Source organism: Planococcus sp. VCh962 (assembly GCF_057748275.1).
The window spans coordinates 74,887-100,970 of sequence record NZ_JBYLHS010000009.1; the positions used below are offsets into that span (position 1 = coordinate 74,887).

Annotated in this window: 27 protein-coding genes and 1 riboswitch; of the genes, 6 read left to right on the top strand and 21 right to left on the bottom strand. The window is 42.3% G+C overall.

What is annotated here, in order from left to right; all coding sequences use genetic code 11:
- Positions 1-151: 151 nt before the first annotated feature.
- The 5 genes from AC3AQ9_RS18050 (at position 152) to AC3AQ9_RS18070 (ending at position 3,924) form a co-directional block, all read left to right on the top strand.
- A complete protein-coding gene (locus tag AC3AQ9_RS18050) occupies positions 152-937 on the top strand; it encodes an ABC transporter substrate-binding protein (protein ID WP_488308874.1) in 786 nt (261 codons plus the stop codon).
- Positions 938-1,116: 179 nt separating this feature from the next.
- On the top strand, positions 1,117-1,776 hold the full coding sequence (locus AC3AQ9_RS18055; protein ID WP_488308875.1) for an amino acid ABC transporter permease: 660 nt from the start codon (positions 1,117-1,119) through the stop codon (positions 1,774-1,776).
- Positions 1,769-2,491 (top strand): amino acid ABC transporter ATP-binding protein, encoded by a 723-nt coding sequence (locus AC3AQ9_RS18060; RefSeq protein WP_488308876.1) that lies wholly within the window; start codon positions 1,769-1,771, stop codon positions 2,489-2,491. Before AC3AQ9_RS18055 ends, AC3AQ9_RS18060 begins: the two co-directional genes overlap by 8 nt.
- Positions 2,492-2,697: 206 nt before the next feature.
- The gene (locus tag AC3AQ9_RS18065) at positions 2,698-3,582 is read left to right on the top strand and encodes a hypothetical protein (protein ID WP_488308877.1); all 885 of its coding nucleotides are present in this window, start codon (positions 2,698-2,700) and stop codon (positions 3,580-3,582) included.
- 168 nt (positions 3,583-3,750) lie between these two features.
- Positions 3,751-3,924 (top strand): hypothetical protein, encoded by a 174-nt coding sequence (locus tag AC3AQ9_RS18070; protein ID WP_488308878.1) that lies wholly within the window; start codon positions 3,751-3,753, stop codon positions 3,922-3,924.
- A gap of 94 nt (positions 3,925-4,018) precedes the next feature.
- Here AC3AQ9_RS18070 and AC3AQ9_RS18075 read toward each other — a convergent pair whose 3' ends face one another.
- The 5 genes from AC3AQ9_RS18075 to AC3AQ9_RS18095 all read right to left on the bottom strand — a co-directional run bounded on the left by AC3AQ9_RS18075 (position 4,019) and on the right by AC3AQ9_RS18095 (position 7,211).
- Complete coding sequence (locus AC3AQ9_RS18075; RefSeq protein ID WP_488308879.1) at positions 4,019-5,026, bottom strand: LLM class flavin-dependent oxidoreductase; 1,008 nt, start codon at positions 5,024-5,026, stop codon at positions 4,019-4,021.
- 106 nt (positions 5,027-5,132) lie between these two features.
- On the bottom strand, positions 5,133-5,906 hold the full coding sequence (locus tag AC3AQ9_RS18080; RefSeq protein ID WP_488308880.1) for an STAS domain-containing protein: 774 nt from the start codon (positions 5,904-5,906) through the stop codon (positions 5,133-5,135).
- Positions 5,884-6,534, bottom strand: coding sequence for a cobalamin B12-binding domain-containing protein (locus tag AC3AQ9_RS18085; protein ID WP_488308881.1), 651 nt, complete (start codon positions 6,532-6,534; stop codon positions 5,884-5,886). Before AC3AQ9_RS18085 ends, AC3AQ9_RS18080 begins: the two co-directional genes overlap by 23 nt.
- A gap of 21 nt (positions 6,535-6,555) precedes the next feature.
- A complete protein-coding gene (locus AC3AQ9_RS18090) occupies positions 6,556-6,909 on the bottom strand; it encodes a hypothetical protein (protein ID WP_488308882.1) in 354 nt (117 codons plus the stop codon).
- Positions 6,906-7,211 carry an antibiotic biosynthesis monooxygenase family protein gene (locus tag AC3AQ9_RS18095; RefSeq protein WP_488308883.1) on the bottom strand — a complete coding sequence of 102 codons (306 nt, stop codon included), beginning with the start codon at positions 7,209-7,211 and terminating at the stop codon, positions 6,906-6,908. Before AC3AQ9_RS18095 ends, AC3AQ9_RS18090 begins: the two co-directional genes overlap by 4 nt.
- 191 nt (positions 7,212-7,402) lie before the next feature.
- Positions 7,403-7,505, top strand: a riboswitch (SAM riboswitch).
- 130 nt (positions 7,506-7,635) lie between these two features.
- Between AC3AQ9_RS18095 and AC3AQ9_RS18100 the strand changes: the two genes are divergently transcribed.
- A complete protein-coding gene (locus AC3AQ9_RS18100; protein ID WP_488308884.1) occupies positions 7,636-8,811 on the top strand; it encodes an aminotransferase class I/II-fold pyridoxal phosphate-dependent enzyme in 1,176 nt (391 codons plus the stop codon).
- 77 nt (positions 8,812-8,888) lie between these two features.
- Here AC3AQ9_RS18100 and ystJ read toward each other — a convergent pair whose 3' ends face one another.
- The 16 genes from ystJ to AC3AQ9_RS18180 all read right to left on the bottom strand — a co-directional run.
- Positions 8,889-10,118 (bottom strand): NADP-dependent malic enzyme, encoded by a 1,230-nt coding sequence (ystJ, locus tag AC3AQ9_RS18105; RefSeq protein ID WP_488308885.1) that lies wholly within the window; start codon positions 10,116-10,118, stop codon positions 8,889-8,891.
- A gap of 399 nt (positions 10,119-10,517) precedes the next feature.
- Positions 10,518-10,664, bottom strand: a complete 147-nt coding sequence (locus AC3AQ9_RS18110) for a hypothetical protein (RefSeq protein WP_488308886.1) — start codon at positions 10,662-10,664, stop codon at positions 10,518-10,520.
- A gap of 36 nt (positions 10,665-10,700) precedes the next feature.
- The gene (locus AC3AQ9_RS18115) at positions 10,701-11,465 is read right to left on the bottom strand and encodes a 3-hydroxyacyl-CoA dehydrogenase family protein (RefSeq protein WP_488308887.1); all 765 of its coding nucleotides are present in this window, start codon (positions 11,463-11,465) and stop codon (positions 10,701-10,703) included.
- Positions 11,466-11,686: 221 nt separating this feature from the next.
- Positions 11,687-12,370 carry a hypothetical protein gene (locus AC3AQ9_RS18120; protein ID WP_488308888.1) on the bottom strand — a complete coding sequence of 228 codons (684 nt, stop codon included), beginning with the start codon at positions 12,368-12,370 and terminating at the stop codon, positions 11,687-11,689.
- Between the two features lie 241 nt (positions 12,371-12,611).
- Positions 12,612-12,941, bottom strand: a complete 330-nt coding sequence (locus AC3AQ9_RS18125) for a hypothetical protein (protein ID WP_488308889.1) — start codon at positions 12,939-12,941, stop codon at positions 12,612-12,614.
- Positions 12,942-13,136: 195 nt separating this feature from the next.
- Complete coding sequence (locus AC3AQ9_RS18130; protein ID WP_488308890.1) at positions 13,137-14,537, bottom strand: M20/M25/M40 family metallo-hydrolase; 1,401 nt, start codon at positions 14,535-14,537, stop codon at positions 13,137-13,139.
- Between the two features lie 508 nt (positions 14,538-15,045).
- On the bottom strand, positions 15,046-16,188 hold the full coding sequence (locus AC3AQ9_RS18135; protein ID WP_488308891.1) for a YeiH family protein: 1,143 nt from the start codon (positions 16,186-16,188) through the stop codon (positions 15,046-15,048).
- Between the two features lie 139 nt (positions 16,189-16,327).
- Complete coding sequence (locus AC3AQ9_RS18140; RefSeq protein ID WP_488308892.1) at positions 16,328-17,533, bottom strand: DegT/DnrJ/EryC1/StrS family aminotransferase; 1,206 nt, start codon at positions 17,531-17,533, stop codon at positions 16,328-16,330.
- A gap of 142 nt (positions 17,534-17,675) precedes the next feature.
- The gene (locus tag AC3AQ9_RS18145) at positions 17,676-19,037 is read right to left on the bottom strand and encodes a phenylacetate--CoA ligase family protein (protein WP_488308893.1); all 1,362 of its coding nucleotides are present in this window, start codon (positions 19,035-19,037) and stop codon (positions 17,676-17,678) included.
- Between the two features lie 58 nt (positions 19,038-19,095).
- Complete coding sequence (locus AC3AQ9_RS18150) at positions 19,096-20,949, bottom strand: polysaccharide biosynthesis protein (protein ID WP_488308894.1); 1,854 nt, start codon at positions 20,947-20,949, stop codon at positions 19,096-19,098.
- A gap of 39 nt (positions 20,950-20,988) precedes the next feature.
- A complete protein-coding gene (locus AC3AQ9_RS18155; RefSeq protein WP_488308895.1) occupies positions 20,989-21,684 on the bottom strand; it encodes a CpsD/CapB family tyrosine-protein kinase in 696 nt (231 codons plus the stop codon).
- A complete protein-coding gene (locus tag AC3AQ9_RS18160) occupies positions 21,626-22,417 on the bottom strand; it encodes a YveK family protein (RefSeq protein WP_488308896.1) in 792 nt (263 codons plus the stop codon). The genes AC3AQ9_RS18155 and AC3AQ9_RS18160 overlap by 59 nt, the downstream gene beginning before the upstream one ends.
- A gap of 38 nt (positions 22,418-22,455) precedes the next feature.
- Positions 22,456-22,881, bottom strand: coding sequence for a DUF4870 domain-containing protein (locus AC3AQ9_RS18165; RefSeq protein ID WP_488308897.1), 426 nt, complete (start codon positions 22,879-22,881; stop codon positions 22,456-22,458).
- A gap of 167 nt (positions 22,882-23,048) precedes the next feature.
- Positions 23,049-23,744 carry a response regulator transcription factor gene (locus AC3AQ9_RS18170; protein WP_488308898.1) on the bottom strand — a complete coding sequence of 232 codons (696 nt, stop codon included), beginning with the start codon at positions 23,742-23,744 and terminating at the stop codon, positions 23,049-23,051.
- Positions 23,745-23,763: 19 nt separating this feature from the next.
- Positions 23,764-25,884, bottom strand: coding sequence for an ATP-binding protein (locus tag AC3AQ9_RS18175; RefSeq protein WP_488308899.1), 2,121 nt, complete (start codon positions 25,882-25,884; stop codon positions 23,764-23,766).
- A gap of 86 nt (positions 25,885-25,970) precedes the next feature.
- The coding region (locus tag AC3AQ9_RS18180) for an IS3 family transposase (protein WP_488308903.1) at positions 25,971-26,084 on the bottom strand (114 nt) is incomplete at its 5' end.

The following is a 26,084-nucleotide window of genomic DNA, read 5'->3' on the forward strand; positions in this document are numbered from 1 at the left end:
CTCGGTTCTAATCATCATATAATAATATACAGAAAAATTAAAATTCATTATTATTCATTAATACTTATAAAAACACTTTCCAAAGTACTTTTTGTTTGTTAAAATTCATTTAGTTGAATAATTATCCACAAGATATTAGGAGGAACTTTAAATGATAAAGAAACATACTATGTTTGCATTTTTTGCTTCAGCAGCTTTATTGCTAAGCGCATGTGGAAGCGAATCACCACAAAACGGCAATTCAGGCGGTTCAGAAGAAGAGGCGAAAGTGCTGGATATGGGAACTTCTGCAGAATTCCCTCCATTTGAATCACGAAATCCAGAAGGGGAAATTGTGGGCTTTGACATCGACCTTGCCAACCGCATTGCAGAAGAGCTTGGCTATGAACTGAATATCACCGACATGAAATTTGATGGATTGATCGGTGCTTTGCAAAATGACCGTGTAGATATGGTCATCGCGGGAATGTCTGCAACAGAAGAGCGCAGAAAGAACGTTGATTTTTCTACTGAATACAACCATTCGGGCGAAATGTTCTTAACTGCGAAAGGGTCTGACATCAAGACTCTTGAAGACTTGGAAGGCAAAACAGTCGGCGTTCAGCTTGGCACAATCCAAGAAGAAGGCGCAAATGCTATTGTGAAAGAAGAAGGCGTCAATTTTGAAATTAAAGCATTAGACGATTCGGGCGCATTGATCCAGGAAATCCTGTCTAACCGCATCGATGCTGCTTACATGGACAAACAAGTAGCAAAAGGCTATATCGAAGCCCAGGACCTTGATGCATTCGATGATCCGACAACTTCTTCGCCGGGAATGGCTGTCGCCTTCCCGAAAGGCAGCGAGCTCGTTGATGATGTTAATGCTGTCCTTGAAGAAATGGAAACAAGCGGTGAACTCGCTGAATTGAAAAAGAAATGGAAAATAGAAGAATAAAAAATCATACTCGAGTAAGGAATCTCTTTTCCGCTTGAGCATTAATTTAACCACTGTCCGTTTAAGTATAAATAATAAGAAAACTTCATTGAGTGGGGACCTCGTTCTCCACTCAATCTTTATTCTTCCACATTGATCTTAGCGGCATAAATCTTTTTTATAGAAATGAGTTGTAAACTATGAACTTGGACTTTTCGCAGATTGTTCCTTATATCCCTTTCATGCTGGAAGGAATATGGGTCACTTTAAAATTCGTATTTTTTGCCATCATCCTTGGTTCAATTCTCGGAACGATCCTGGCATTATTCAAAATTGGCTCCATCAAGTCTTTACGCTGGTTTGCCGATGCGTATACCTCAGTATTCCGGGGTACTCCGCTGATTTTGCAATTAATGATCATTTATTATTCCATTCCGCAGCTGACCGGCTATGATATCTCGCCTTTTCTTTCGGCAATCCTGGCATTCGGGTTAAACTCCTCTGCATATATTTCGGAGATAATCCGTGCTGGTATCCAGGCTGTTGATAAAGGACAGATGGAAGCTGCCCAAGCTCTTGGCGTTCCTTACCGGGCAATGATGACAGACATCATTCTGCCACAGGCGTTGAAGAATATTCTCCCTGCTTTAATGAATGAATTTATCACGCTGACAAAAGAATCCGCGATTGTTTCGACAATCGGTTATCTCGATTTAATGCGCCGCGCGCAAGTCGTTGGATCTGATTTGTTCCGTAACTTTGAACCGCTATTATTCGTCGGGGTGATTTACTGGTGCCTGGTCATGGGCTTGACGGTCATCGGCAGAATGTTTGAACGGAGGCTGAAGCAAAGTGATTAAAGTGGAACATTTGTATAAAAAATTCGGCAATAACGAAGTACTGAAAGACATCTCCACAGAGATAAAAAAAGGCGAAGTGGTTTCCATCATTGGCCCATCAGGTTCAGGCAAGTCAACATTTCTGCGTTGTTTAAATATGCTTGAGATCCCTACTTCCGGCACCATTGTTGTCAATGGCCAAGATTTGACCGGACCGAAAAAAGACGTCCAAAAAATCCGTCAGCATATCGGAATGGTCTTTCAGCATTTCCACTTGTTCCCGCATTTGACAGTGCTTGAAAATCTGACTTATGCTCCAATGAAAGTCAAAGGCGAACGAAAAGAAATGGCACAGGAAAAAGCGCGCACTTTACTGAAGCGTGTCGGCTTATCTGAGAAAGAAAAAGCTTATCCAAGCAGTTTGTCGGGTGGACAGAAGCAGCGAGTTGCCATTGCACGTGCCTTGGCGATGGAACCGGATTTGATGCTGTTTGACGAACCGACTTCCGCTTTGGACCCCGAGATGGTGAAAGAAGTTCTCGATGTCATGAAAGACTTGGCAAAATCCGGAATGACCATGGCGGTTGTGACCCACGAAATGGGCTTTGCCCGCGAAGTCGCTGACCGTGTGATTTTCCTTGATCATGGTGTTCTGGTTGAAGAAGGCCAGCCGGTGGAGTTTTTCAACAGTCCCCAAACTGAACGTGCAAGAGACTTTTTAGAAAAAGTGTTATGAAAAAGCGCCTTTAAGGCGCTTTTTATTTAGGAGCAACTTTGTTTGGCATTCGAGCGACTTTAGCTGTTTTACGGGCAACTTTGGGCTTTTAACACGTTTACGAGCAGCTCCCCTTCATCGTTCATTCGATGCTCATATATCCGCTCCTTTTCTTCCCCATCTGCATGATATAATCAAAGCACTATGAAATAGTAGAGGTGGAATAATTGTTTAGAAAGATCATTCTTTTAGTAGCCGTGGTGTTTTTCATGGGGCTTGTTTTATTTACGGGCATGATGTATTTGAAAAACGAACAGGAAGTTTATTCACAAGGAAGTATCACATTAACGGTAGAAAAGCCGACTTTTTTCACTTTGTCTGAGCCTGCTGTAACTGAACAAGGCAAAGATTCGATTCGTTCCCATGAACTTACTTTGTTGGGATTGCCGATCGGGACATATACACTCGTTGAAAGAACACTCGATAATGGCGTAAAAATCATTTTTGAACAACTGGACAATACGAGCTGGATGCCTTATGCCGTATCACTGAATACGAACGGGCTTTCAGGAGCTGAAGTTAAAACGTGGAATCCAGAACCCGTGAATCATCAAGAAGATGAAGTGTACGGAGTAGACCCAACGGTAAATCCTTTTGGTACGATCAAAATGGCCACTGGTGAAATACTGCAAGGAAATTTATATGTCTCAAGGAGCTTAACGCTTGGCAATGGAACGGAAGTTCAGGAATTGCGTCATGAAATTCCGGACTTGACGATGGAAGAAGGTGCTTTAAGAAAGAATTTTTGGCTGCCCCCTAATTATCAAACTGAAACATGGTTTATGATAGCGGAAACTCCGTTATTTGAAACAGCGGCCAAGGAAGATCAGTGGATTGATTTCACCTTGAACAATCGGCGCCAGCAGCTCAACTGGCTGACTCCTGAAGGGCCGATGGCCAAAATTAAACAAACGGAAGATCTTCGCACCCAAATGGCCTATAGCCTGGATGAAGAACGAATAGAAGACCCGGTATCAGCGGAGTGGAATAAAACCGCCCCTTCTTTATTTTTCGAATCCATGGTACTGAATTCGAAAGCCGCTCTGGAATAATAGGCAATCCGCTAAAGTTTTCCTTTAGCGGGTTTTTTCTTTCTGCACCAACCTTTGAACATTAAGCATGTTCGCTTCAAATATAACTGAATAATCTGTATAATGAAGATGTATAGATGTGTCCTTCTTTTCACATACTTTTTTATCAAAACTAAGGAGGTAATCAGTATGGACCGCAGACGTGTGGACCCGCAAGAAGTTGAGCGCCGACAATTTGATGAAGATTATTTTGCATCGCTGAACATGGTTGGTGAAGGAGCACCTGATTTTTCATTTGTGGAAGAAGACGACGCAGTCGAAGAAGTAAAAAGTGAAGAAAAGAAAGCACAAAATCTTCATTAAAGTTCTTCACGTTCACCGCCTCTTTGAAAAAGGAGGCGGATTTATTTTGTAAAAAACCCCTTAAAGCCACCAAGGGCTTTAAGGGGAAAAAATTCTATTCCATCAGCTCCGCAACAATTTCATAAGATCGCAAGCGGTCTTTTTGATGGAAAATCTGTGAATTGATGATAATTTCATTGGCACGTGTTTTATTGGCAAAGTTCTGAAGTTTTTCAAGCACCACATCCGGTGTGCCAACAATCATGGACTCTGTCGCCATTTTTTCTTTGAAGATAGCGATTTCCCGGTCAGTCCAGACTTCCTCCAAATCGTCGATTGGCGGCGTAAAAACAGTAGGCATGCCTCTCATCAAATTGAACATTTGCTGCTGGCTTGAAGTTGCCAGCCACTCCGCCCGCTCCTGTGTATCTGCTGCAATAACGTTGACGCCGACCATGGCATAAGGCTCTTTCCATACTGAAGAAGGCTTGAAGTTCTGATGATATAACTGCAGCGCCTGCATGGTGAAGTCAGGTGCAAAATGACTGGCGAATGAGAATGGCAATCCTTTGATGGCAGCCAGCTGTGCACTAAAGCCGCTTGACCCAAGAAGCCAGATAGGCACATGAAGTCCCGTTCCTGGATAAGAACGCACCCGTCCTACGGGTTTGTCGGAAAAATAGTTTTCCAGCTCTGCCACTTGCTGCGGAAAATCGTCGCCGCTGCTTTGCAGCGTACGGCGAAGCGCATAAGCCGTAGCCTGATCACTGCCTGGAGCCCGTCCCAATCCTAAGTCGATGCGGCCCGGGTACATCGCTTCTAGCGTCCCGAATTGTTCCGCAATGACAAGCGGTGCGTGGTTTGGCAGCATGATCCCGCCCGAACCGATCCGTATTTTTTGAGTCGCGCCGGCTATATGGCCAATTAATACGGAAGTGGCCGAACTGCCGATTCCGGGCATATTATGATGCTCAGCAAGCCAATACCGGTTGAACCCCCATTTTTCAGCATGCTGCGCGAGCTCGACACTATTGCGGAACGACTGGGATGCATCGCTGCCTTCGTTGATCGGTGCTAAATCCAATACGGATAGAGGAATATCTTTGAATTTCTTTATGTGCATTCGTCTTCACTCCTTGTCCTTCATATTGTATCGGTTTTTCCAAATAAATACATCTTATCCGCTCATGGAATAAGCCATACAAAAAAGCTGACTCTCGCGAAAAGAGTCAGCTTTTGCTATGCCCTCTATCGGAAGACAGCACTTCTTGCAAGGAAGAAACAAAACACATCGGCAGCTTTGTGCGCATGAGATGCAGCCGCTTTGCATGTTCCGGTTTGACTCCTGTAAAGATGCTGGATGTGCCCATCAAGCTGAAAGATTGAAGAAGGGAATCCAAATGGCGCAGTCCGTCATCGGTAACCTTTCCCATTGCCGTCAAATCAAAAATGACAGTGTCAGCCTGGGTTTCATAAATGCGCACCAGCAAGCGTGGCGTAAATGCCAATACCTGTTCTTCAGTCAAATCGCCAAATAAGGGAATGAGCAGCCGTTGTGTATCCAACTGGATGCATGGTGCAGATAATTCCCTCACTTTTTGAAGCAATTCCAGCGTTCGTTCTTTTTCCTGAAAAAGATCATAATCCGTTTCCCGAAGTCTTTCCCGAAGTTTGGCCAATTGGCCCGAAACACGTTCCAGCTGATTGTCCTTCGGCACAATGATAAGAGAAAGAAAGGTCGGATCACTCCAATTGCCATAAACATCCGCTAAAAATAAATCGCCTTTGTTAGAGACGAAATTCAGTTCAAATTTAGGCTGAAGGGGTTCGGAACTCAGCAAAGTCCGAGCTTTTTGCAAACTATCTGCATCAACGATATCTGTGAATTTGCGGCATTCTCCAAATAATTCATATGCTTCAATAGAGTAGTCAACTACAGATAATTCATTGTTCACTTTAAATGCCGGGAGCGGCAAACCATTAAATTGAGATTTCGTAGTCATTTTCAGGCTTCTCTCCCGTCTTGATCCAAAGTTCTAATTGGTTTAAGTCTCTTACCACCATTGCCCCGCTGTTTCTTAAAGAATTCGAATTCGAAATATTGACTGCACGTCCGCCGACCAGAACAGCCGGCTGGAACTTCAATGCCAAAAATTCATTTACGTAGGTTTTCAATAAAGGCAATCTGTAAGCTAGCGCTGCCGACAAAGCAATGACGTCAGGTTTCCATTTTTCTGCTGCTTCCAAAGCATGCGGCAGTGGCAGATTCGGTCCCATATATTGGACCGACCAGCCATATTCCCGGAACAGAGATGCCACCATCTTCAATCCGATATAATGGTCTTCTCCTTCTGGCCCCAATACCATGACTTTTCTTTCCCCGCCGCTTTCTGCCAGTTTTCTATTTTCTACAGCAGATACCACGAAATCGCAGATTGCGGTAGCCAAATGTTCATCGGCAACTGTGATTTCATTGTTTTCCCATAACGTGCCGACATGATACATCGCCGGCGTCAGTAATTGGTCGAACAATTCTTTTCGGCTATGGCTTTCAAGAAAAGATTGAATCTGGCGCAATGCTTCCATATCTTCCCCTTGCAGAAACAATTCCGCTAGTTGGGTTGGCTGCATTATCTCCTCAACCTCCTTTTGCTACGATTTAGAAAGTAATTTATTTGCTTGCCGAAGGCAATCCAGCATAAAGTTTTCTTCAAGTTTTTCCGTTTTTCCTGGAAGAATCTTAATGAGCCGTTCAAAATTATCAATGATGAGTGCTGTTTCCACATTGCGGCTGTTCAATACCGTTTCCAGCCAGCGGCTGTAATCTAAAAATACTTGTTTGTCTTCCAGTTCATAAGCTGTTTCGAGATGATCCAAATGATGATGATTGTCTTTCTCGGTATGCTGGAAGCCCTGTTCACCGAACCGTTCCCAAAGGCTTGGATACGCTTCATAAATGCTTGTGGCTGTTTCCAAGGCGATTTGATCTTTAATAGCTTTGTTCATTCGGCGACGACCTCGTATTGCCGGACTTTCGGCACGATTCCTGCTAATGCCTTGTCCGGATAATGTTTTTCAAGTTCATGGATTTCTTTGAATTCATTGCTTCGGACCCATTTCAAATAAGCTTCTTTTGAATGCCATTCCAAATGCACCGTCAATTCATTTAACTTTTTAGTGTTCTGAATCAGGCGAAACTGATGAAAGCCTTCGGCCTGGTCCACCCGCCGGGAACGATTTTGATATATTTTTATGAGATCCTTTGTCTTTTCTTCTGGCACTTCTACTGTTGACGTCACAATATACATCCACATTCCCCTTTTAATGATTGATATTGCTAATTATAACCTTTCGCTATTCGAATTAAAAGAAATGCACTGTTGCCGAACTCCCTTTCGGTTCAAAGTCATTTTTTGATAATTTTCACTTTTCCCTTGCACTTCTATTCGAATTGCTCTAAACTTTGAAATATCGAACAGCGTATAACTTCATATTTAATTTCTTATCAAGAGAGACGGAGGGATTTGGCCCTATGATGTCTCAGCAACCAGCCTCGCGGCCACGGTGCTAATTCCAATAGGCATTCGCCTAAAAGATGAGAAGATTGTGTTCCTGAACAGGGGCTTTCTTCTTTTTTGAAGAAAGCCCCTGTTTTTATTAAAAAGATGGCGAAGTTTTAATCATCGATTTCCCTTAGGCTTTCGCCAAATTTGAAGAGGAGGTTTGTCACTTATGACCGATCATTTGGAAACTCAATTTATCCATTCAACCGGAGTTGACCGGCGAACCGGTGCAGTAAATGTGCCTATATACTTGTCTTCGACCTTTCACCAGCCAAGCTTTGATGAATTTGGTCCTTTCGATTATAGCCGTTCAGGAAACCCGACGCGCTTAAAGCTGGAAGAAACAATCGCCAAACTGGAAAATGGCACACGCGGTTTTGCGTTCGCTTCCGGCATGTCCGCCATCTCTTCCGCGTTCATGCTTCTTTCTGCAGGCGATCATGTATTGGTGTCTGAAGACGTCTACGGCGGCACTTACCGTTTTGTTACAGAAGTGCTGAACAAATTCCAAATCGATTACACGTTTGTCAATATGACCGATTTAAGTAAAATGGCTGAAGCAATCCGGCCAAATACTAAAGTGATTTATATTGAGACACCTTCTAATCCAGTCATGAACATCACCGATATTGAAATTGCCGCAAAACTGGCAAAAGCCAACGATTGCCTGACATTTGTCGACAATACCTTCATGACGCCGCTTTATCAAAATCCGCTGGACCTCGGAGCAGACCTTGTCCTTCATAGTGCGACGAAATTCCTTTCTGGACACAGTGATATCATTGCAGGGCTTGCCGTTACAAAAGATGTGGAACTGGGCGACCGGCTTGGGTTTATTCAAAACACATTCGGTTCTGTTTTAGGAGCACAGGATTCCTATAACTTGATCCAAGGCATTAAAACTTTGGGGGCCCGGCTCAAGCAGTCAGCCGCTTCAGCTCGCATCATCGCCGATTATCTGCACAGCCATCCGGTAATTGAAGAAGTTTTTTATCCGGGTTTTCGTTTCCATCCGGGCTACCCGATCCATGAACGGCAAGCCTCAGGTGCAGGAGCAGTCCTGTCATTTCGCTTGGCAGATAAAGCAGCTGCCTGGACGTTTGTTGAGAGCTTGCGCATTCCCATCTTCGCTGTCAGCTTAGGCGCAGTCGAGTCGATTTTATCGTATCCAGCGACGATGTCCCATGCCTCTATGCCGAGAGAAGAACGTGAAAAGCGGGGCATTACAGACGGATTATTGCGCCTGTCAGTCGGATTGGAACATACCGATGATTTACTGGAAGACTTGGAACAAGCATTGCAGAAAGTCCGGGAATCTGCCGGAATCACATCGTCTATACGATAAATAGCAACTTTTCTCCTCTTGTCCAACAAAAAAGCCGTTCAATCGATTAGATTGAACGGCTTTCTTCTATATATATGTTAACTGCCTGACCCGGTCGCAACTTCAACTGACTGATTTTCCTGCACAGATGCGTATTTTGCTACACCTGTTTCCACTGCTGCTTTTGCAACAGCTTCTGCCACTGCTGGTGCTACCCGCAGATCGAATGGAGCCGGAATCACGTAATCATCATGGATTGCCTTATCCTCAATCAAACTGGCAATCGCATGTACAGCCGCAACTTTCATTTCATCATTGATTGCACTTGCCTGAACGTCCAATGCACCTCTGAAAATCCCTGGGAATGCCAATACATTATTGACTTGATTCGGGAAATCAGAGCGGCCAGTTCCCACTACACGAGCCCCTGCCTCTTTCGCCAAATGCGGCAGGATTTCCGGATTTGGATTGGCCATTGCGAAAATGATGGAATCTTGAGCCATACTGCGCACCATGTCCTGGGTAAGAGCACCTTCTGCTGAAACCCCGATAAAGACATCTGCACCTTTGATCACTTCGCTCAGTAATCCTTCAATGCGTTCCGTATTGGTGTTTTCTGCAACTTTTTCCTTGAACGGATTCATGCCGTAGGTCCGCCCTTCAAAAATAGCTCCTTTGGTGTCACACATGATCAGCTGGCTGCAGCCGAACTTTCTCAATAGCTTAACCACCGCTATGCCAGCAGCGCCTGCTCCGTTGACGACTATTTTTGTTTCTGAAATATTTTTTCCGACTAATTTTAGAGCGTTGATCAAACCAGCTAATGTAACAATTGCTGTTCCATGCTGATCGTCATGGAACACCGGAATGCCCATTTCTGCTTTCAAACGCTCTTCAACAATAAAACATGTCGGAGCGGAAATATCTTCTAAGTTCACCCCGCCAAAACCGGGTTCCAGCAATTTGACGGTTTGAATAATTGTTTCAGCATCGGTAGTATTCAAGCAAATCGGGAAAGCGTCCACACCAGCAAACTCTTTGAACAATACAGCCTTTCCTTCCATCACCGGCAATGACGCTTCAGGGCCAATATTTCCAAGTCCAAGAACGGCAGTTCCATCAGTGACAACGGCCACAGTGTTGCCTTTCATCGTATAGTCATATACTTTACTGCGGTCTTGTGCAATTTCCTTGCACGGTTCAGCTACTCCGGGAGAATAGGCTAAGCTTAAATCGCGTTCATTCTTCACCGCTACTTTTGATCGGACTTCCAATTTCCCTTGATGTTGTCGGTGCAAATGTAAAGAATCGTTTTTTAGGTTCGACATTGCCTCATCTCCCTTTGTTCATAATTGTTCATTATAAAGAGTTTTCTGAAAAAAGAAACCCTTTTTCGGCTATTGGTATTACAATTCAGTCTTTCGACTGAGAGCAAGAAAAAAGGAAGCGCTTTCTAAGCCGCTTCCTTCCCAAATCCTTACTGCCCCATATAGTCCCATCTAAAATATAGATTGGCCATCCATTCCTCAAGCCACTTTTATTAACATTACAAATAGCTATATCAGTGGTTCCTTCCATATCGATCAAGCATTTCTAAGGCAACAGTGTTCAGGACTTCTCCTCGAATTTGTTCAATTCATTTCAAAGACAGGTACCTCTTTCACTTTCAGTGTAGCGGTCTCTGATAATTACTTTCTATTTTTCTTATTCGGTTTTGCCAGTACTCATTATTCATTTTCTCCAGCAGATTTCATATCATTTTTCAGGAAATGAATGAGTGTCTGTTCTCGTTTAGCATTGATTTTCTCAGATACTTCCGGATCCCATTTATAAAAACCTTCACCATTTTTATCTCCGAATTTCTTTTCTTCCACCAATTTTGTCAGTACCTCTCCAGAACGCTGCGCTTTCTAAAGATCTTCGAACAAATAATCCGAAATGGCAGAAAATACATCCAATCCGCCCATATCCGCTGTCATCAGTGGTCCGGTTACCGGCTGACGTCTCCCAATGCTATATGTCACTGCAGCATCGATGTCTTCTTTTGTGGCAACCCCTGAATCGAGCAAGTCCTGTGCTTCCCGGAACAATGCATACTGCAGACGATTTCCAATAAAACCCGGCAATTCCTTGTTCAATAAAATCGGTTTTTTATTCATAGCAGTCAGTACATCCATGGTGCGCACCACCGTTGTGTCGTCAGTATATTTTCCTTTGACTACTTCCACTAAAGGAATCAAATGGCCAGGGTTCCAGAAATGGGTCACGATAAAGCGGTTCGGATGCTGCATATCTTCAGCCAATAAACTCGGCTTAAAGCCGGAAGTGTTGCTTGCGATAATGACTTCTTCCCCTGCCATTCCTTCAAGCTTTTTATACATCGCTTTTTTCAATTCAAATATTTCAGGAATTACTTCAATGATATACGTAGCGTCCTTAACCACATCCGCAAGAGACATTGAAAAATGGATACGATCTTTTATTCGTTCAGCTTCTCTTTCGTCAAATAAGCCATTTTCAATCATGACCCTGAGTTTATTGCGCAGCCCTTTCCCTGCATTTTCAAGGTCTTTTTCATTAATGCCATAAACTTTTACCGAATGCCCAGCCCAGGCGGCCGACAATGCGATAGAATGCCCCATCGTACCACAGCCTAAAATCGAAAGCTTCTCCATAGTTCGCACTTCTTTTTTATATGTATAACGAACTATACCCAGCAAATTAATAAATTAATAGCTTTCTCTGCACTTTCGATTTATTAATTAATATTCAGCAGAGATTAAGAAACTCTACGGATTGAATTGCTTTGTCACTCCTTTCTCCAATCATTCATTTCATTCAATCTTAAAACGAAAAACGCCCATGCACTCAACACATGGGCAAACTGCTTACTAGACTATTCGATTGATTCCAAAGAAGAGGTCACGATAAACTCTTCCTCTCCTTCACCCATCCGAAATTCCCGTTTCACTTCCCCAAATCCTTTGACGAGATATGTCCGAAGCAAGGCACCTTCTTCGCTGGTGCTTTCCAGTAGAATCGCTTCTTCAAAAGAGCGGTATGGTGTTTCTACTTGGGCGTCAGTTTCGATGACGGTCATTCCTTTGACTTTATCCCCTATTTCTATTGGAACTTCCAGAAACAGCGCAATCGGTTCCAGTGACTGTAGTTCTTCTGTCGTCGGCTGATAATCCTCATAATACTCCGGCTCTTCTTTAACTAAATCGATTCTATTTTCCTGAAGCCGATAAACCCGCAATGTTACAGTTCCACCATTATCCTCGTAAACAGCTACATGATCTTCTTCCAAATATTCGGTGCGAAGCGTAATTGCCGCAAATTCATTTCCTTCTCCTTTAAACTTTGCCGTCGTGCCGTCTTCCATGAAATACGCATAGAGATCTTTCGGGTTTGCATCCGGTTCCTCTGCTGCTGCCTTTTCACCTTCAGACTTCTCCATTTCTTGCGGTATTTCCGTCTCAGGCTCAGGAGTCCCCACTTCCGGCATCACAGGCTCAGAGCCACAAGCAGACAGCATCAATAAAAAGATAAGAATTCCCGCTTTCCGTAGCCGTTTCATTTGAATCTCTCCTTTTTGAATTAGACGTGATTCGTTGTCAGCCGTTTCACATATAAAGGCAGGAAGCAGAAAGTTATAGGGCTTATTGGCAATATTAATTTTTCCAAGAACAACAACCGCTTAATGTCATTTCTGATATTGAGGAAACACTTCTTTTATATGCTCGAGAGGCTTTGGAAAATGTATATAGATCAAAAGAAAATGCCATTCCGGAAGAATTATTCTTCCGGAATGGCATTTTTTATACATGAAAGGACTCATCATAAATAGGCTTGACGTGCAATTTATATTGTTGCTTTACTTCTTCAATAGCATAAATTCCGCCTGGCAGCTTTCCGCTTTCAAGCTTTTCAATATGCGCCTCTACTTGATCGGCAAAATATTTACCGCATGCTACCTCATTCGGATATTGTTCCTTCACTTTGGCTACTAATGATTCATCAAGCATTTCATTAAATGCATAATATAAAGCAGCATTCACTACAGTCAAGGAATCCCCGCTTACATTAGAGACCATATAATAATTGCCATAATCGTCTTTCAATAAATCTCTTTCTGCCATTATTTCCATGCAAGGCCGCCTCCTTTGTTCTCTTTTACTTATACCCGCTCTTCAGGAGGATTAACATGGTGCGTAATTCAACAGCCTATAAATAAGACAGTTATACTTTCAGATTTGTATTATGTCAGCTGCCAATTCAATTCTTTTTGTTGATGAAATCAAGCTATGATTTATCCTGCATTAATCATCAGCAAGACACCTGCTCTAGAGGGGAGGTGGGGATGGAGAATGCATGAATTTCTCTTTCTTCCCAATCGCTTCAATGACATGGCAGGTGCATTTGATGCCGTTGATAAAATCAATGATGCCCATTTTTTCATTGGGTGAATGGTTGGCTTCATCGAAATTTGCATACGGCACAATAAGTGATGGTGTATTCAGTACATCAGTCCATACATAATCCGGCAAACTGCCACCCATGCTCGGCTGCATAACAGGCTCTTGCCTGAACGCATTGTGAACCGCCATTTTTACTACATCCACAATTTCAAGATCAGCCGAAGTCCGGGAAGGTTTCATGCCGCCGAGGTTCTTCACTGAAATATCCGGTGCATGCTTTTTTACGTGCGCTTCAATTTTCCGGTAGATGTCATCGGGATCTTGGTCAACAACCAGCCGGATATCCATTTTAAGTACTGCTTTGGAAGGAATGATGGTCTTGGAACCTTTGCCACCATATCCACTTGTAAAACCTGCGATATTAAAAGTCGGTTCCAAGGTCATTTTTCGGTAATACTCTTCTTTGTCCATGTTAAAGCCGGTATAGCCGATCTGATTCGCGATACTTTCCCGATCAAATGGCAGACTTCGGATCAATGCTTCTTCCTTTTCAGTAATAGGGCGGATATTGTCATAAAAACCTTCAATTAAAATATGGCCATCTGAATCACGCATCGTATTCAATAAATCGATGATCTTCCATGCCGGATTCGGAACAATATTTCCTTTGTTGCCAGAATGGTTATCCCAGTCTGCGCCTTTTGCCGTGAATTCAATATAGGAGATTCCCCGCACGCCCAAAAGAACCAATGGGGCACCACTGTCGTGTTTTGGACCATCTGAAGTATAAACCAGATCAGCTCTCAGCATCTCTTTGTTTTCTGCTACAAAAGCCGCCAGGTTTGGACTGCTAACTTCTTCTTCGCCTTCAAACAAAAATTTTATATTGATTGGAAGTTTCCCTTCAACATCTTGATAACTCTTAATTGCCAATAGCTGGGCCATCAGCTGACCTTTATTGTCCCCGACACCTCGGCAATAAATCTTTCCGTCTCGTATAGTGGGTTCAAAAGGAGGTGACAGCCATTCTTCAACAGGATCTGGGGGCTGTACATCATAATGGCCGTAAATCAATAAAGTAAAAGCTTCCGGATCTTGGATGATTTCACCATAGATAAAAGGATTTCCTGCTGAAGGCATAATCTTCGTTTTGATTCCTGTATTTATCATCAGCTCTAGCAGCATATTGCAGGCTTCATCGATTCCTCTATTTTCAGCACTGACACTTTCAATCCGGAGCAGCTTGTATAATGTCTTCAAATATTCTTCTTCCCGTTCATTGATAATGCGTTCTATAGATTTTAAAGAGTCACTTATATGCGCCATCTAATAATACCTCCTTTTCTTTTAAATTATTATATCTAAGTAACACGATAATAGCATCGAATTTTCTGTTTATTTAAAATGGTATTTTGTAGCTGTTTTCCTGAAAATCAAAAAAAGCTTCCCGCTAATGCGAGAAGCTTTGTAGCTTGTTGAGAAAATTGAAATTTGTATTAACCCTTATTCCTTAACCGATATTCCGCCAACCAGCTGCGCTTGCCGCGGGCAAGACATTAGCCGACGCCTACGAGGCTAAGTCTTTGCGACGAAGCAGCGAAGTGATGTGAGCCCTGAGACCCCGCAGGGAATGAGTTGGGCAAAAGCAGTTTGCCCAACTCATTTGCGACGAAGTTAGCGCAGCGATGCAGGAGCACACGGTTTTCGCCAGCGACTGAGGAGGCTCAGGGCCACACCCCTCGGAAAGCGTCCGCCCTGGAGCGCAATGACAGAAGAACATACGTGTTTCTCAACAGCCAGAAAAGCTTCCCGCTAATTGCGGGAAGCGTAAGTCTTATACGTTGATTAAATCACCAAACAAGGAAATTAGAAGCAGGCTAACGCCGCCAACCGACAAAGCAGCAATTAACCCAATATAAAATGGTGTGATGCCGAGACCCTTAAAAATCTTCAAATTTGTACTTAAACCTACCCCTGCCATCGCTAATCCCAACATATAAGTAGAGCCGAACGAACTCCAAAAACCATAAAAGTCTTCCCAGGCTTGCGGGCTGAATAGATTAAACGCCTGTCCAGTGGAAGAAACAGTAGCGTCTCCAATCGTACGCAACAGTGATAATAAGAAGAAGCCAAGAATGAACAATGGGAACAGTTTATACCATTTCGGCAGCTTTGTTTTCTGACCGTTCTTGTTGCCATTTCTGAAAAACAGGAAAGAAACAAAAGGAATGACGGCAATGATGAATAAGTTGCGGGTCAATTTGGTAATAGTCGCAACATCCACTACCGTATCCGAGTCATACGTTTGATCATAAATAAGTGCGGCGCCCGTTACTTGTGCCGTATCATGAATAGCGGTTCCTAAAAACAACCCGGCTTTTATCGGCTCATCCGGAAAAAAAGCATGGGCCAGATAAGGATAAAACAGCATACCCAGCAATCCGAAAATAGTAATGTTGGCAACCGCATATGAAATCTCGTTTTCTTTCGCTTTGATTACCGGCGCTGTCGCCATGATGGCGGTCACGCCACAAATCCCAGTGCCTGTCGCAATTAATGTACCCAGTCGGTTCGACTGATTCAACTTATTTGTGAAAAACAAAGTGACAAACAGCCCGACCGAAATACATGCCACAATCAGCGGCACCCCCCAAGCACCCAGCTTTAATGCTTCCGTTAAACTCAATCGCAAGCCCAGTAAAATAATACCGGCCCGCAATGCGTATTTCACTGCAAAACTGATGCCTTTTAAAAACATTTCATGAAGACCGGTCGTGTTCCGTATAATAATTCCAATTAAAATTGCCACAAATATCCCTGAAACGGGGCTGACGCTTCCTTCAGGCAAAATGCCGGCCGTCAACAAAAGAAATCCGATGAAATCAGCGCCGTAAATTCCTGCTATCATTACCGTTAAACAAATCAGTAATCCAGGAATAAATGCTGCGGCAGGAAATTGTTTTAAAATGTCCGCCATTCTTTTTCTCCTCACTTGATAATACTTAGAAACGAATCAAAATACCTTTTCTTATCTTAGCATTTAATGAAGTAAAGGGGTAAAATTCTGCTACAAAACAAAAAGGCCTATCTAAAGAAGATTGGCCTTTACATATTGCTTAATGCTGGATAAACAAACCTTTGATTACTTCAATGACCCGCTTTTGTTGAGCTTCTGTCATATTTGAACCAGAAGGAAGACATAATCCTTCCCGGAATATCTTTTCACTGACCACTTCTTCCCCGTCATGAGCAAAAAACTGCGCATCTTTGAACAATTCCTGCTGATGCAATGGATTCCATACATTGCGGGATTCTATGTTTTCAGCAGCTAATGCTTGCTTAATCATTTCAGGAGTTATAATAGTCAGTTCCGGGTCGAGCGTCATGACACTCAGCCAGCGATTGGAATAAGTTTCTTCGAGCTCGGGTTGGAATTTGATGGCTGCAATATCTTTTAACCCTTCAACATAACGCTCAAATACTTTTCTTCTGGTGCTGACACGATTTTCAATGGCCTCTAGCTGTGCCCGTCCAATTCCAGCAAGTATGTTGCTCATTCGGTAATTATAGCCGACAACATGATGTTTGTAGAAAGGTGCCGGATCTTTGGCCTGCGCCCCTAAAAACCGTGCTTTTTCTAAAGCTTTGGTATCATTAGAGACGAGCATCCCTCCACTGGATGCCGTAATGATTTTATTGCCGTTAAAAGAAAATATGCCAAATTTGCCGATTGTGCCGCTTTTTTTGCCTTTGTATAATGACCCAAGCGATTCAGCTGCATCTTCAATAATCGGCACTCCATACGCTTCACAAATAGCCAGCAGCTCATCCATTTTTGCGCTTTGCCCATATATATTGACAACAATAACGGCTTTCGGCAAACGCTTTTCCTTTTCTGCCGCTTGAAAAGCTTTACGCAAAGCGCTTGGAGACATATTCCAGGTTTCTTCTTCCGAATCGATGAAAACCGGTTCAGCTCCTACATATAAGATAGGATTGGCACTCGCTACGAAAGTCAGAGTTGAGCAAAATACCCGATCCCCTTTTCCAACCTCCAACAAGCTGAGCGCTAAATGAATCGCGGCAGTCCCGGAACTAAGTGCTGCTCCGCCAGCCGTTCCTACATAAGCAGCTAATTCTTCTTCAAATTTATCCACATTCGGTCCTATTGGCGCAACCCAGTTGGTTTCAAATGCTTCATTGATGTAGTTCATCTCATTGCCAGTCATATGAGGAGCTGACAGTAAGATTCTTTCTTTCTTCTCAATAGCAGTCAGAAAAATATCGGTCTGCTTGCCATGATCTATAGGGAGAATCTTCATCGTTTAACCACCTCATCATATTTTGGCATTTCGTTTTTCATAGGCTGGAGAATGTTTAATGCATCCATTAAAATACTGTCACACAAAAGATTCATTGAATCGCTTCCACTCCTTCAATGATCATTCAAATAATAATCTTTCATTAAGTTATGTTATTGATGACCAGTCTATGTTTTTTGTTTGGCTGTAATGGAATTTCTTCAACAATCCGGATATTGAATTTCATATCTTCACCGAAAATATATTCCATTTCTTCGTAAATGATGGAAGTTACCGCATTCGTATAACTTTCAGCGGCTTCAATCATCACATCGATTACATCTTGGGAACTTTGGATATATTGAATTTTCTTTATATTGGCTGAAAATTTACTGCTGACCATCGACATATATAATGCAGTAAATTTCCCTTTGCTTTTCGATTGAAGATAGTCTTCTTTCTTTCCTTTTATCTCTTTTAGAACTGGATGAGCACTGCCACATTCACATCGCTGCTTTTCTTTAGGCATTTCAATCCGCTCACCGATGTTATACCGAATCAGCGGTGTACCATATGTATTGAAACTGGTGACCACCATTTCTTGGTTCTCTGTCGTTTCAATCACACCGGATCTCAAATTGTAATGGAGGTTACCTTTTATACATTCTGTAATAAAAGGCGCACCTTCTAAAGAAGCATAATGAATGCGAAGCGGGCAATCGAAAGCCTCTTCGATTTCTTTTCGATAGGCCGTTGAAAGCGCCTCAATTGTTGAAAAAACAGCAACCGGCTTAAACGATAAAATGATATGATTTCGGTTGATGTATTTGGCAACTTCATAAATTGCCGATGGCACACCATCTATAAAATCCGGCTTGTAATCGTCCAAATTCTCCACAAATGCCTTTAAATTTTGTTCATTGCAGTAAAAAGTGGAATACAGACGTTGTTTAATATAATAATTGTCTCGCCAAAAAACCTTTTTTTGCTGTCTCTTGGGAATGAAGCGCTCAGTACTGAATGTTGCACGCTTCATTTCCAAATTAATGACACCATGCTGCTTTTTGAAAAAGTCGAGAAAAGCCATATACTTTTGTACATCTTCTTTTGTCAGAAGAAACTTCAATGGGATGCCCGCCGAATCCAGTGTTTGGCTAACCAATGCTGAACTTTCGGGAAGTGTATACATCGAGTTGATATTGTCGTGGAGCATCTCTTTCTCCAGAATCGGCAGTTTCTTTAAATCTTCTACGCTCTGGATAGATTCAATATCAATTCCTCTGTAAAATTCACGATAAAAAGGGCTTTTACCGCAGGCATGCTTGAGCAGTTTCTGTATTTCCGCCTGTTGATACTCTTGTTCATATTTCTCGTCTGAATAATCACGATGGCCCAGTTTCTTCAAATACTTAAAATAAATATTTCCATATCTCTTTTTGGTTTTTCTATATCCCTCAACGCTTGTTAAAAGGTTTTGGAAGTAGATAGGCGAATTGTCGTATATTTTCATAGTCAAATCACGCATTCGCACTTCCTCCTTTAAGTGATAGTAAATTGCCATGCAGTTTGTTCAGATCTAAGCGTCAAGCAAATTCACCTTTCGCTTCAACATTCCAATTTTCTTGCCATTCCGGTTCCTGGCGTTTGCGGTTTGCAAGCCTTATCAAGACGGCCTTTGTTTCTTCAGCGTCCATCTCCGGCAGCTGCTTGATAATCTTGAGCATTTCAACTTGGCTGATCGGAGTGGATTTGCCGATATATATTTTCGGGAAAATCTTCTCTTCTTGAATTTCACTGGCGTCCAACAGCTCTTCATAAAGTTTTTCGCCAGGGCGCATACCAGTGAACTGTATTTTAATTTCGTTTTCTTCGTATCCGGATAATTTAATCAAGTTACGGGCCAAGTCGACAATTTTAACCGGTTCCCCCATATCCAAAACAAACACTTCTCCTCCAGAAGCCAGCAGTCCGGCTTGGATAACAAGGCGAGAAGCTTCAGGAATCGTCATGAAATAACGTGTCATTTCCGCATCAGTGACGGTTACAGGTCCGCCTTTGGCAATCTGCTCCTTAAACAACGGCACAACACTGCCTCTTGAACCCAATACATTTCCGAATCGGACTGCAGAAAAAGTGGTCTTGCTGTTAATGGCTAAATTCTGGACAATCATTTCGGCAAACCGCTTGGTCGCTCCCATGATGTTCGGCGGGTTAACTGCTTTATCAGTTGAAATCATAACAAAGCTTCCGACTCCATACTTATCGGCAGCTTCCGCGATATTTTTGGTGCCGAACACATTGTTTTTCACAGCTTCCAGCGGATTTGCTTCCATAAGTGGCACGTGTTTGTGGGCTGCTGCATGGTAAATCATATCCGGACGGAATTTATTGACGACTTGAAAAATGCGTTCCCGATCTTGGACATCCGCAATAATTGGAATGATTTCAATGGCTTTAGGCAACTTTCGGCGGAGTTCCATGTCAATTGTATAAATGGAGTTTTCGCCATGGCCTAATAAAAGAATGCGGGCTGGATTGAAATTTGAAATTTGCCGGCATATTTCAGAACCGATTGAGCCTCCCGCACCAGTTACCATGACCGTTTTCCCTTTCACTTGTTCTTCAATAGCAGCCATATCCAGCTTGACTTCCTCACGTCCAAGCAAGTCTTCAATTTTCACGTCACGGATATCGCTCACTTTGATTTTTCCGGTCATTAAATCCTCAATGCGTGGAAGCGTCTGTGTTTTAGCACCTGTATCGATGCACATTTTTGTCAGTTCAGCCATTTCTTTTTTAGTTAATGAAGGAATGGCAATGACAATCTGATCGATTCGATGATCTACTACGAATTCCGGGATCTTATCAAGGGCCCCTACCACTTCAATTCCATTAATTTCAAGACCCCATTGAGTTCGGTCATCATCTGCAAAGATGACTGGGTTTTTCCCCCACTCTGGATTATGCCTCATATGCCGTGCAATCATTCTTCCTGCCTGGCCAGCACCAACGACCATGGTGCGACTCGTCATTACCGCTTTTTTCTTAATTTTTCCTTCCTGCAGGATCCGCAATGAAATCCGGGAAGTTCCGATAAAGAAAATTAGCAGCATCCATGAAAGCATCAATGTTCTCACATATAGCTGGCTTGAATACGCATACTGCATGATCATTGCAACAAATATGGTCAATGATACTGCCGTCACAATCGACTTTAATTCATCGACAGAGGCATAAGACCAAACTTTGCGGTATAAACCGAAATGCCAGGCAAATGAATGATATGCGATGAAAAGCGTTACTGTACTGATGAAAAGCATCTCATTGGACAGAACGCTCGCATATGGATACAGAAACAAATAACAAGCATAAATGGAGGAAAGAAGGATCAGTGAGTCAATGAAGAATAATGAAATGAATCTTTTCTTTATCGTCAATTGAATTACCCCATCTCATCTTTCATTTTGGAAACGCCTTTAATTGCTGTAATTATGGTAATAGTAATTGTCTTTGTTGAGCTGATAGTTATTCATGACCACACCCAGGATAAGTGCTCTCGAAGTAACGAGTGCATCTCTGGCTTTTTTGACACTGTCTTTTTCCGTTTTTCCCGTATTTACTACCAGCACGGTCCCATCGCATTTATTCGCCAGGATTTTAGAATCTGTCACTGCCAGTAAAGGCGGCGAATCAATAATGATCAAATCATATCTGGCTTTCATTTCTTCCAATAAGCTGTCCAGTACAGGCGTACTGAGCAGTTCTGCCGGATTTGAAGGAATCTGGCCGCATAATAGGAGATCCAGCCCCACCACACCGCTTCTTTTGACGGTGTCCTGCAATCTCCCTTTTTTCAACAGCAAATTTGATAATCCGATTTTATTGCTGAGTTGGAACGAATGATGCAGCGTGGGCCGTCTCATATCCGCATCGACCAGGAGCACTCTCTTGCCTGCTTCTGCGTAGACAATGGCCATATTGCAGGAAGTAGTTGATTTTCCTTCTTCTTTTGCAGCGGAAGTAAACAGGATGGTCTGCATATCCTCACTAGGCAAGGAAAAGTTAATGTTTGTCCGGATGGTCCGGTATTGTTCAGTTACCAAGGACTGCGGTTTAGTATGACCCACCAATTTTCGGGTTGCTGACCGCTTTGATTTTCTCTGTGTCCACATCAGCTATCAACTCCTTCTTCTCGTTAATATTTGTCAATCTTTTAAATTCTTTTCCGCCTTTCACTGTGCTGACGATTCCAAGCACTTGAAGGCCTACAATTTCTTCAATATCTTCTTCTTTCCGAATGGTCGTATTCATTTGATCCAATAAAATGGCAAAGCCCGTGCCTAGCATGAAACCGATGACTGCCCCAATTGCCATATTGAACATTGGATCCGGCTTTACCGGTTCAGGATCAATCGGCACGAATGCAGGTGCCAAAATATTGACGTTGTCGACATTCATCAAGCTCTTGATTTTCGCCTGGAATACCGAAGCAGTGGTATTAGCAATCAGAACCGCTCTTTCCATAGACGCATCTTCTACATCCAAAGTGAGAATTTGAGAATTCTCTGCACTTGAGACTGTGATGTTTTCATTCAATTGGGAAACTGACTCATTCAATTCCAGCTCTTCAATTACTTCCGTCAATATAGCTGGGCTTTTAATAATGATGTTATAAGTTTCGACCAATTGAAGATTGGCATCAATATTTAGCTGTTCACTCGCTTGCAGCGGATTTGTCACTCTCTGGTTAACGAGAATTTGTGTGGATGCCTGATAAACCGGTTTCATCATTGTATAGCTAACAACTCCGCTTAATGCGACAAATAATAACGTCACAATAAGGATCAGCGGAAGCCGCTTCCGTAAAACTTGTAAAAATTCTTTAATATTGAACGTACTTTCCATGCCTTACACCTCTATTTCTAAGTGATTTTGAACTGCTTTTAATGCAATTGCTTTTCAGCAAATTGGCCGATATAAACTATTTTCGAGTATTTTCCGTTATAGGCGTTTAACATTAAAATGATCCAGAGCACTAAGCCGATTGGCGATAGAATTACCCCTGACAGCCAGCCAATCATTGGAAGCATGCCTAGAACTGTAAAAACGGTAAAAAAGACAATAGATAAATAAATGGATTGAAATGCATGAAATCGGACAAATCGATTTTCCCTTTCAATCAAAAGAAAAACGAAACCCGAGAAAAAGCCGAATAAATAAGCAAGTGAACCGGCAATATTTTCAGTGAGCCCAATCGAAGTACTATCTGGACCTGCAGTGCTCATTTCTGCAGGCCGTTTGAACACTGTCTGCTTTTCCAGATTTCCCAGTTGCTGTTCATTGGATATTTTAAAATTGTTCTCAACCATGTTCTGTTCCTCCTTTATCATTCTCAATCATTTGACCTAATACTAAAGAGATTAGGTTAAAAAGAAGTTAAATAGTTTTAATTATTGAAATATTTTTTCTATAAAAAAATAAACTCCCCTCCTTTTGTCTTATAAACAAAAGGAGGAGAGTTTTCTTTTAGGCAGAATTATTCAGTTGCAAATTTATAGCCAAATCCTCTGACTGTCCTAATATGAATCGGATTAGCCGGATCTCTTTCCACTTTCCTTCGCAAATTGCTGATATGGACTTTTACTGTCTGGATGTCACCTTCGGAATAATATCCCCAAACACGGTCATACAATTGCTCAGCAGTCCATACTCGGTTCGGATTTTGGGCAAGCAGCAAAAGAAGCTGGAATTCCTTATGGTAAAGGCGGACAGGCTTGTCGTCTATATACAATTCCCTGGCATCAATATGAATCTTAATATTGTTATACTGCAAAATTGCCAGCTTATCTTCTTCACCGTTTGTCCAGCCATTTCTTCTGAGGATGGCCCGGATGCGTGCTTCTAATTCATTGAAATCAAAAGGTTTTGTGATGTAATCATCTCCTCCAACTTCGAGGCCTTGGATTTTATAAGATAATTCCTTCCGGTAACTGACGAAAAGGATGGGCAATTTTGTTTGCATACGGATTTGTTCACATACCTCCAATCCATTCATTCCTGGCATTTCAATGTCAAGCAAAATAAGGTCCGGATTTTCTTTAGCCAGCAAGTCCATCGCTTCATAGCCATCTTCGGCATCAATCACCCGATATCCCTTTTTTATCAGGAACAATCGAATCAGTTCGCGGATGCCTTCTTCATCTTCGACGACAAGTACTGTTGCTTCACTCATGATATACCTCCTAAAATAATTAGAAATTCAGCGGCAGTGCAATATAGAAAACACTTCCTTTCCCTACTTCGCTTTCCGCCCAAATCTCGCCTTTATGCGAGAGAATAATTTCTTTTGCAATCGCGAGTCCTAACCCGCTGCCTTTATGTTTTGTTGATGCATCCATTTTGAAAAAACGGTCAAAAATATGGGGCAAGATATCTTTATCAATACCGCTTCCCGTATCAGCTACTTTAATGATCACTTCACCATCAAATTCTTCCAAATTGAGCACTGTATCTTCTTTCTCATGCGTATAAACCTCGGCTGAAACTGTAATCTTCCCATCTATTGAAGAAGTGTGTTTAACAGCATTCCATAAAACATTCGAAAAAACTTGATCAATCCGATCCACGTCAATGGATAAAATCATCTGACCTTCCCAAGGTTCATGCTTGCCTTTATGATGTTCAAAAATACGGCCACTTTGTGTTACATCCGATTCCATTCCCATAATCAGGCGCTGCAACCAACTTCCTAACGTCACTTGCTCGAATCTCAATGTCATATTGCCCGATTTGTATTTCGATAGCTCTACCAAGTCTTCCGTTAGCCGTTCCAACAGCAATAACTTATTATGGATCATATCCAAATATCTAGGGTTCTTTTCATCAATTAAACTTTCTTTGACCGCTTGGATATAACTATGGATCAAAGTGATCGGAGTTCCTAATTCATGGGAAATTGTTGATAACATTTCATTTCGGGATTTCTCGATTTCCTGAATCTCATCATTGACTGTCACCAGGTTCATATTGGTGATTTCCAGCGCCATGGTCCGTTCTTTAATATTGCGTTCAAGAAAGTAATTTATGTTTGTAATTTCCTGTGTCAAGCTTCGTAAGTTCGCAAGTGTCTCTACACGCAATAAGAACTCTTCTTTATCGCAAGGTTTTACTAAATAATCATTAGCTCCCGCAGTAAAGGCATTTGTTTTATGCTGAAGCCCTTCTTCTTTTGACAACATTAGTATAGGCAACTCAGTCAATGTAAAGTTTTTCCGTATATTCCGGCATAATTCATCACCTGTCATGTCGGCTAATTCCCATTCCAGTATGACCATATCGATGGGCTGCTCCTCGAGAAGCTGCAGAGCCCCTTTGCCTTCTGTAACTCCTGTCACTTCAAATCCTTCCCTCATGAGCTGGTAAGTCACCATCTGTCTATTGATATCTTCATGATCAACGACCAGAATTCTCATCTGCTTTCTGTCGAATCTTCGCTGCATCAGGGAATTAGCCAATTCTTCGGTTGATAACTCTTCAACGATCACATCTTTATGGGCTTCGGTTTCTTCCAGCTCTTCTTTTATATAGATTGGAAGCGTAAAACTGAATGTAGACCCGGCGCCTACCTCTGATTCCACCTCCAGCCAGCCGCCTTGGAGCTCAACTAACCGTTTTGAAATGTTTAAACCAATACCAACTCCACTTGTTGTTCCCGCTTCAGTTTCTTCTTGGTGATAAGGTTCGAATAATGTCTGGATTTTATCTTGCTGTATTCCTTTTCCCGTATCTCTTACAGAAATTTTCACTTGTTTCCCGGCTTTTTGAGCAGACACCACGATTTCTCCGGTCTGCGTATATTTGATGGAATTTCCCACCAGATTGAATAATATTTGCTGAACACGATCAGGATCAGCAATTACTGAAGGAATACTGTCGGAGATCGTTTGGTAAAGTACAAGATCTTTATCTTTTACTAGCGGAGCACATACTGTTATTACCGCTTCTACGACATCGGATAAATTAACCGGCTCTACATGAATATCTAAAGCATTTTGTTTCAGCTTTGAGAAATCCAGAATATCGTTAATCATATGAGCCAATTTCTTTCCGCTTGAAATGATTGTGCCAAGCTGATGGGACATTGTCTGTGAAACTCTGCCGGCTGACATTTCCTGCAGCGATTCCGCAATGCCGATCATTCCATATAAAGGCGTCCTTAAGCTATGTGATGTTATCGCAAGCAGCTCATCTTTCCGTTCATTGGCGTGCTTTAATGACTCCATGGCCATTCGTTGCCGTTCTATCGCTTTACGCTCCAGATTGTATTTTTCCTGCCGTTTCACTGCAGCTTTATCAGTTAATGCCAGAGCCATAAAAAACACCCCAAGGCATACAGCCATATACCCACCGTGATGGGTGCGGTCTGATAGGTAGTGACCCCTTAAAGTTAGAGTTTTCGTTATGCAGCTAATTGGCTGGCATGCGTCCGGTATTGTACCGGGCTCATGCCGGCCAATTTTTGTTTGATGCGTTCATTGTTATAGTAGTCGATGTACCGTTCGATCCGCTTCTT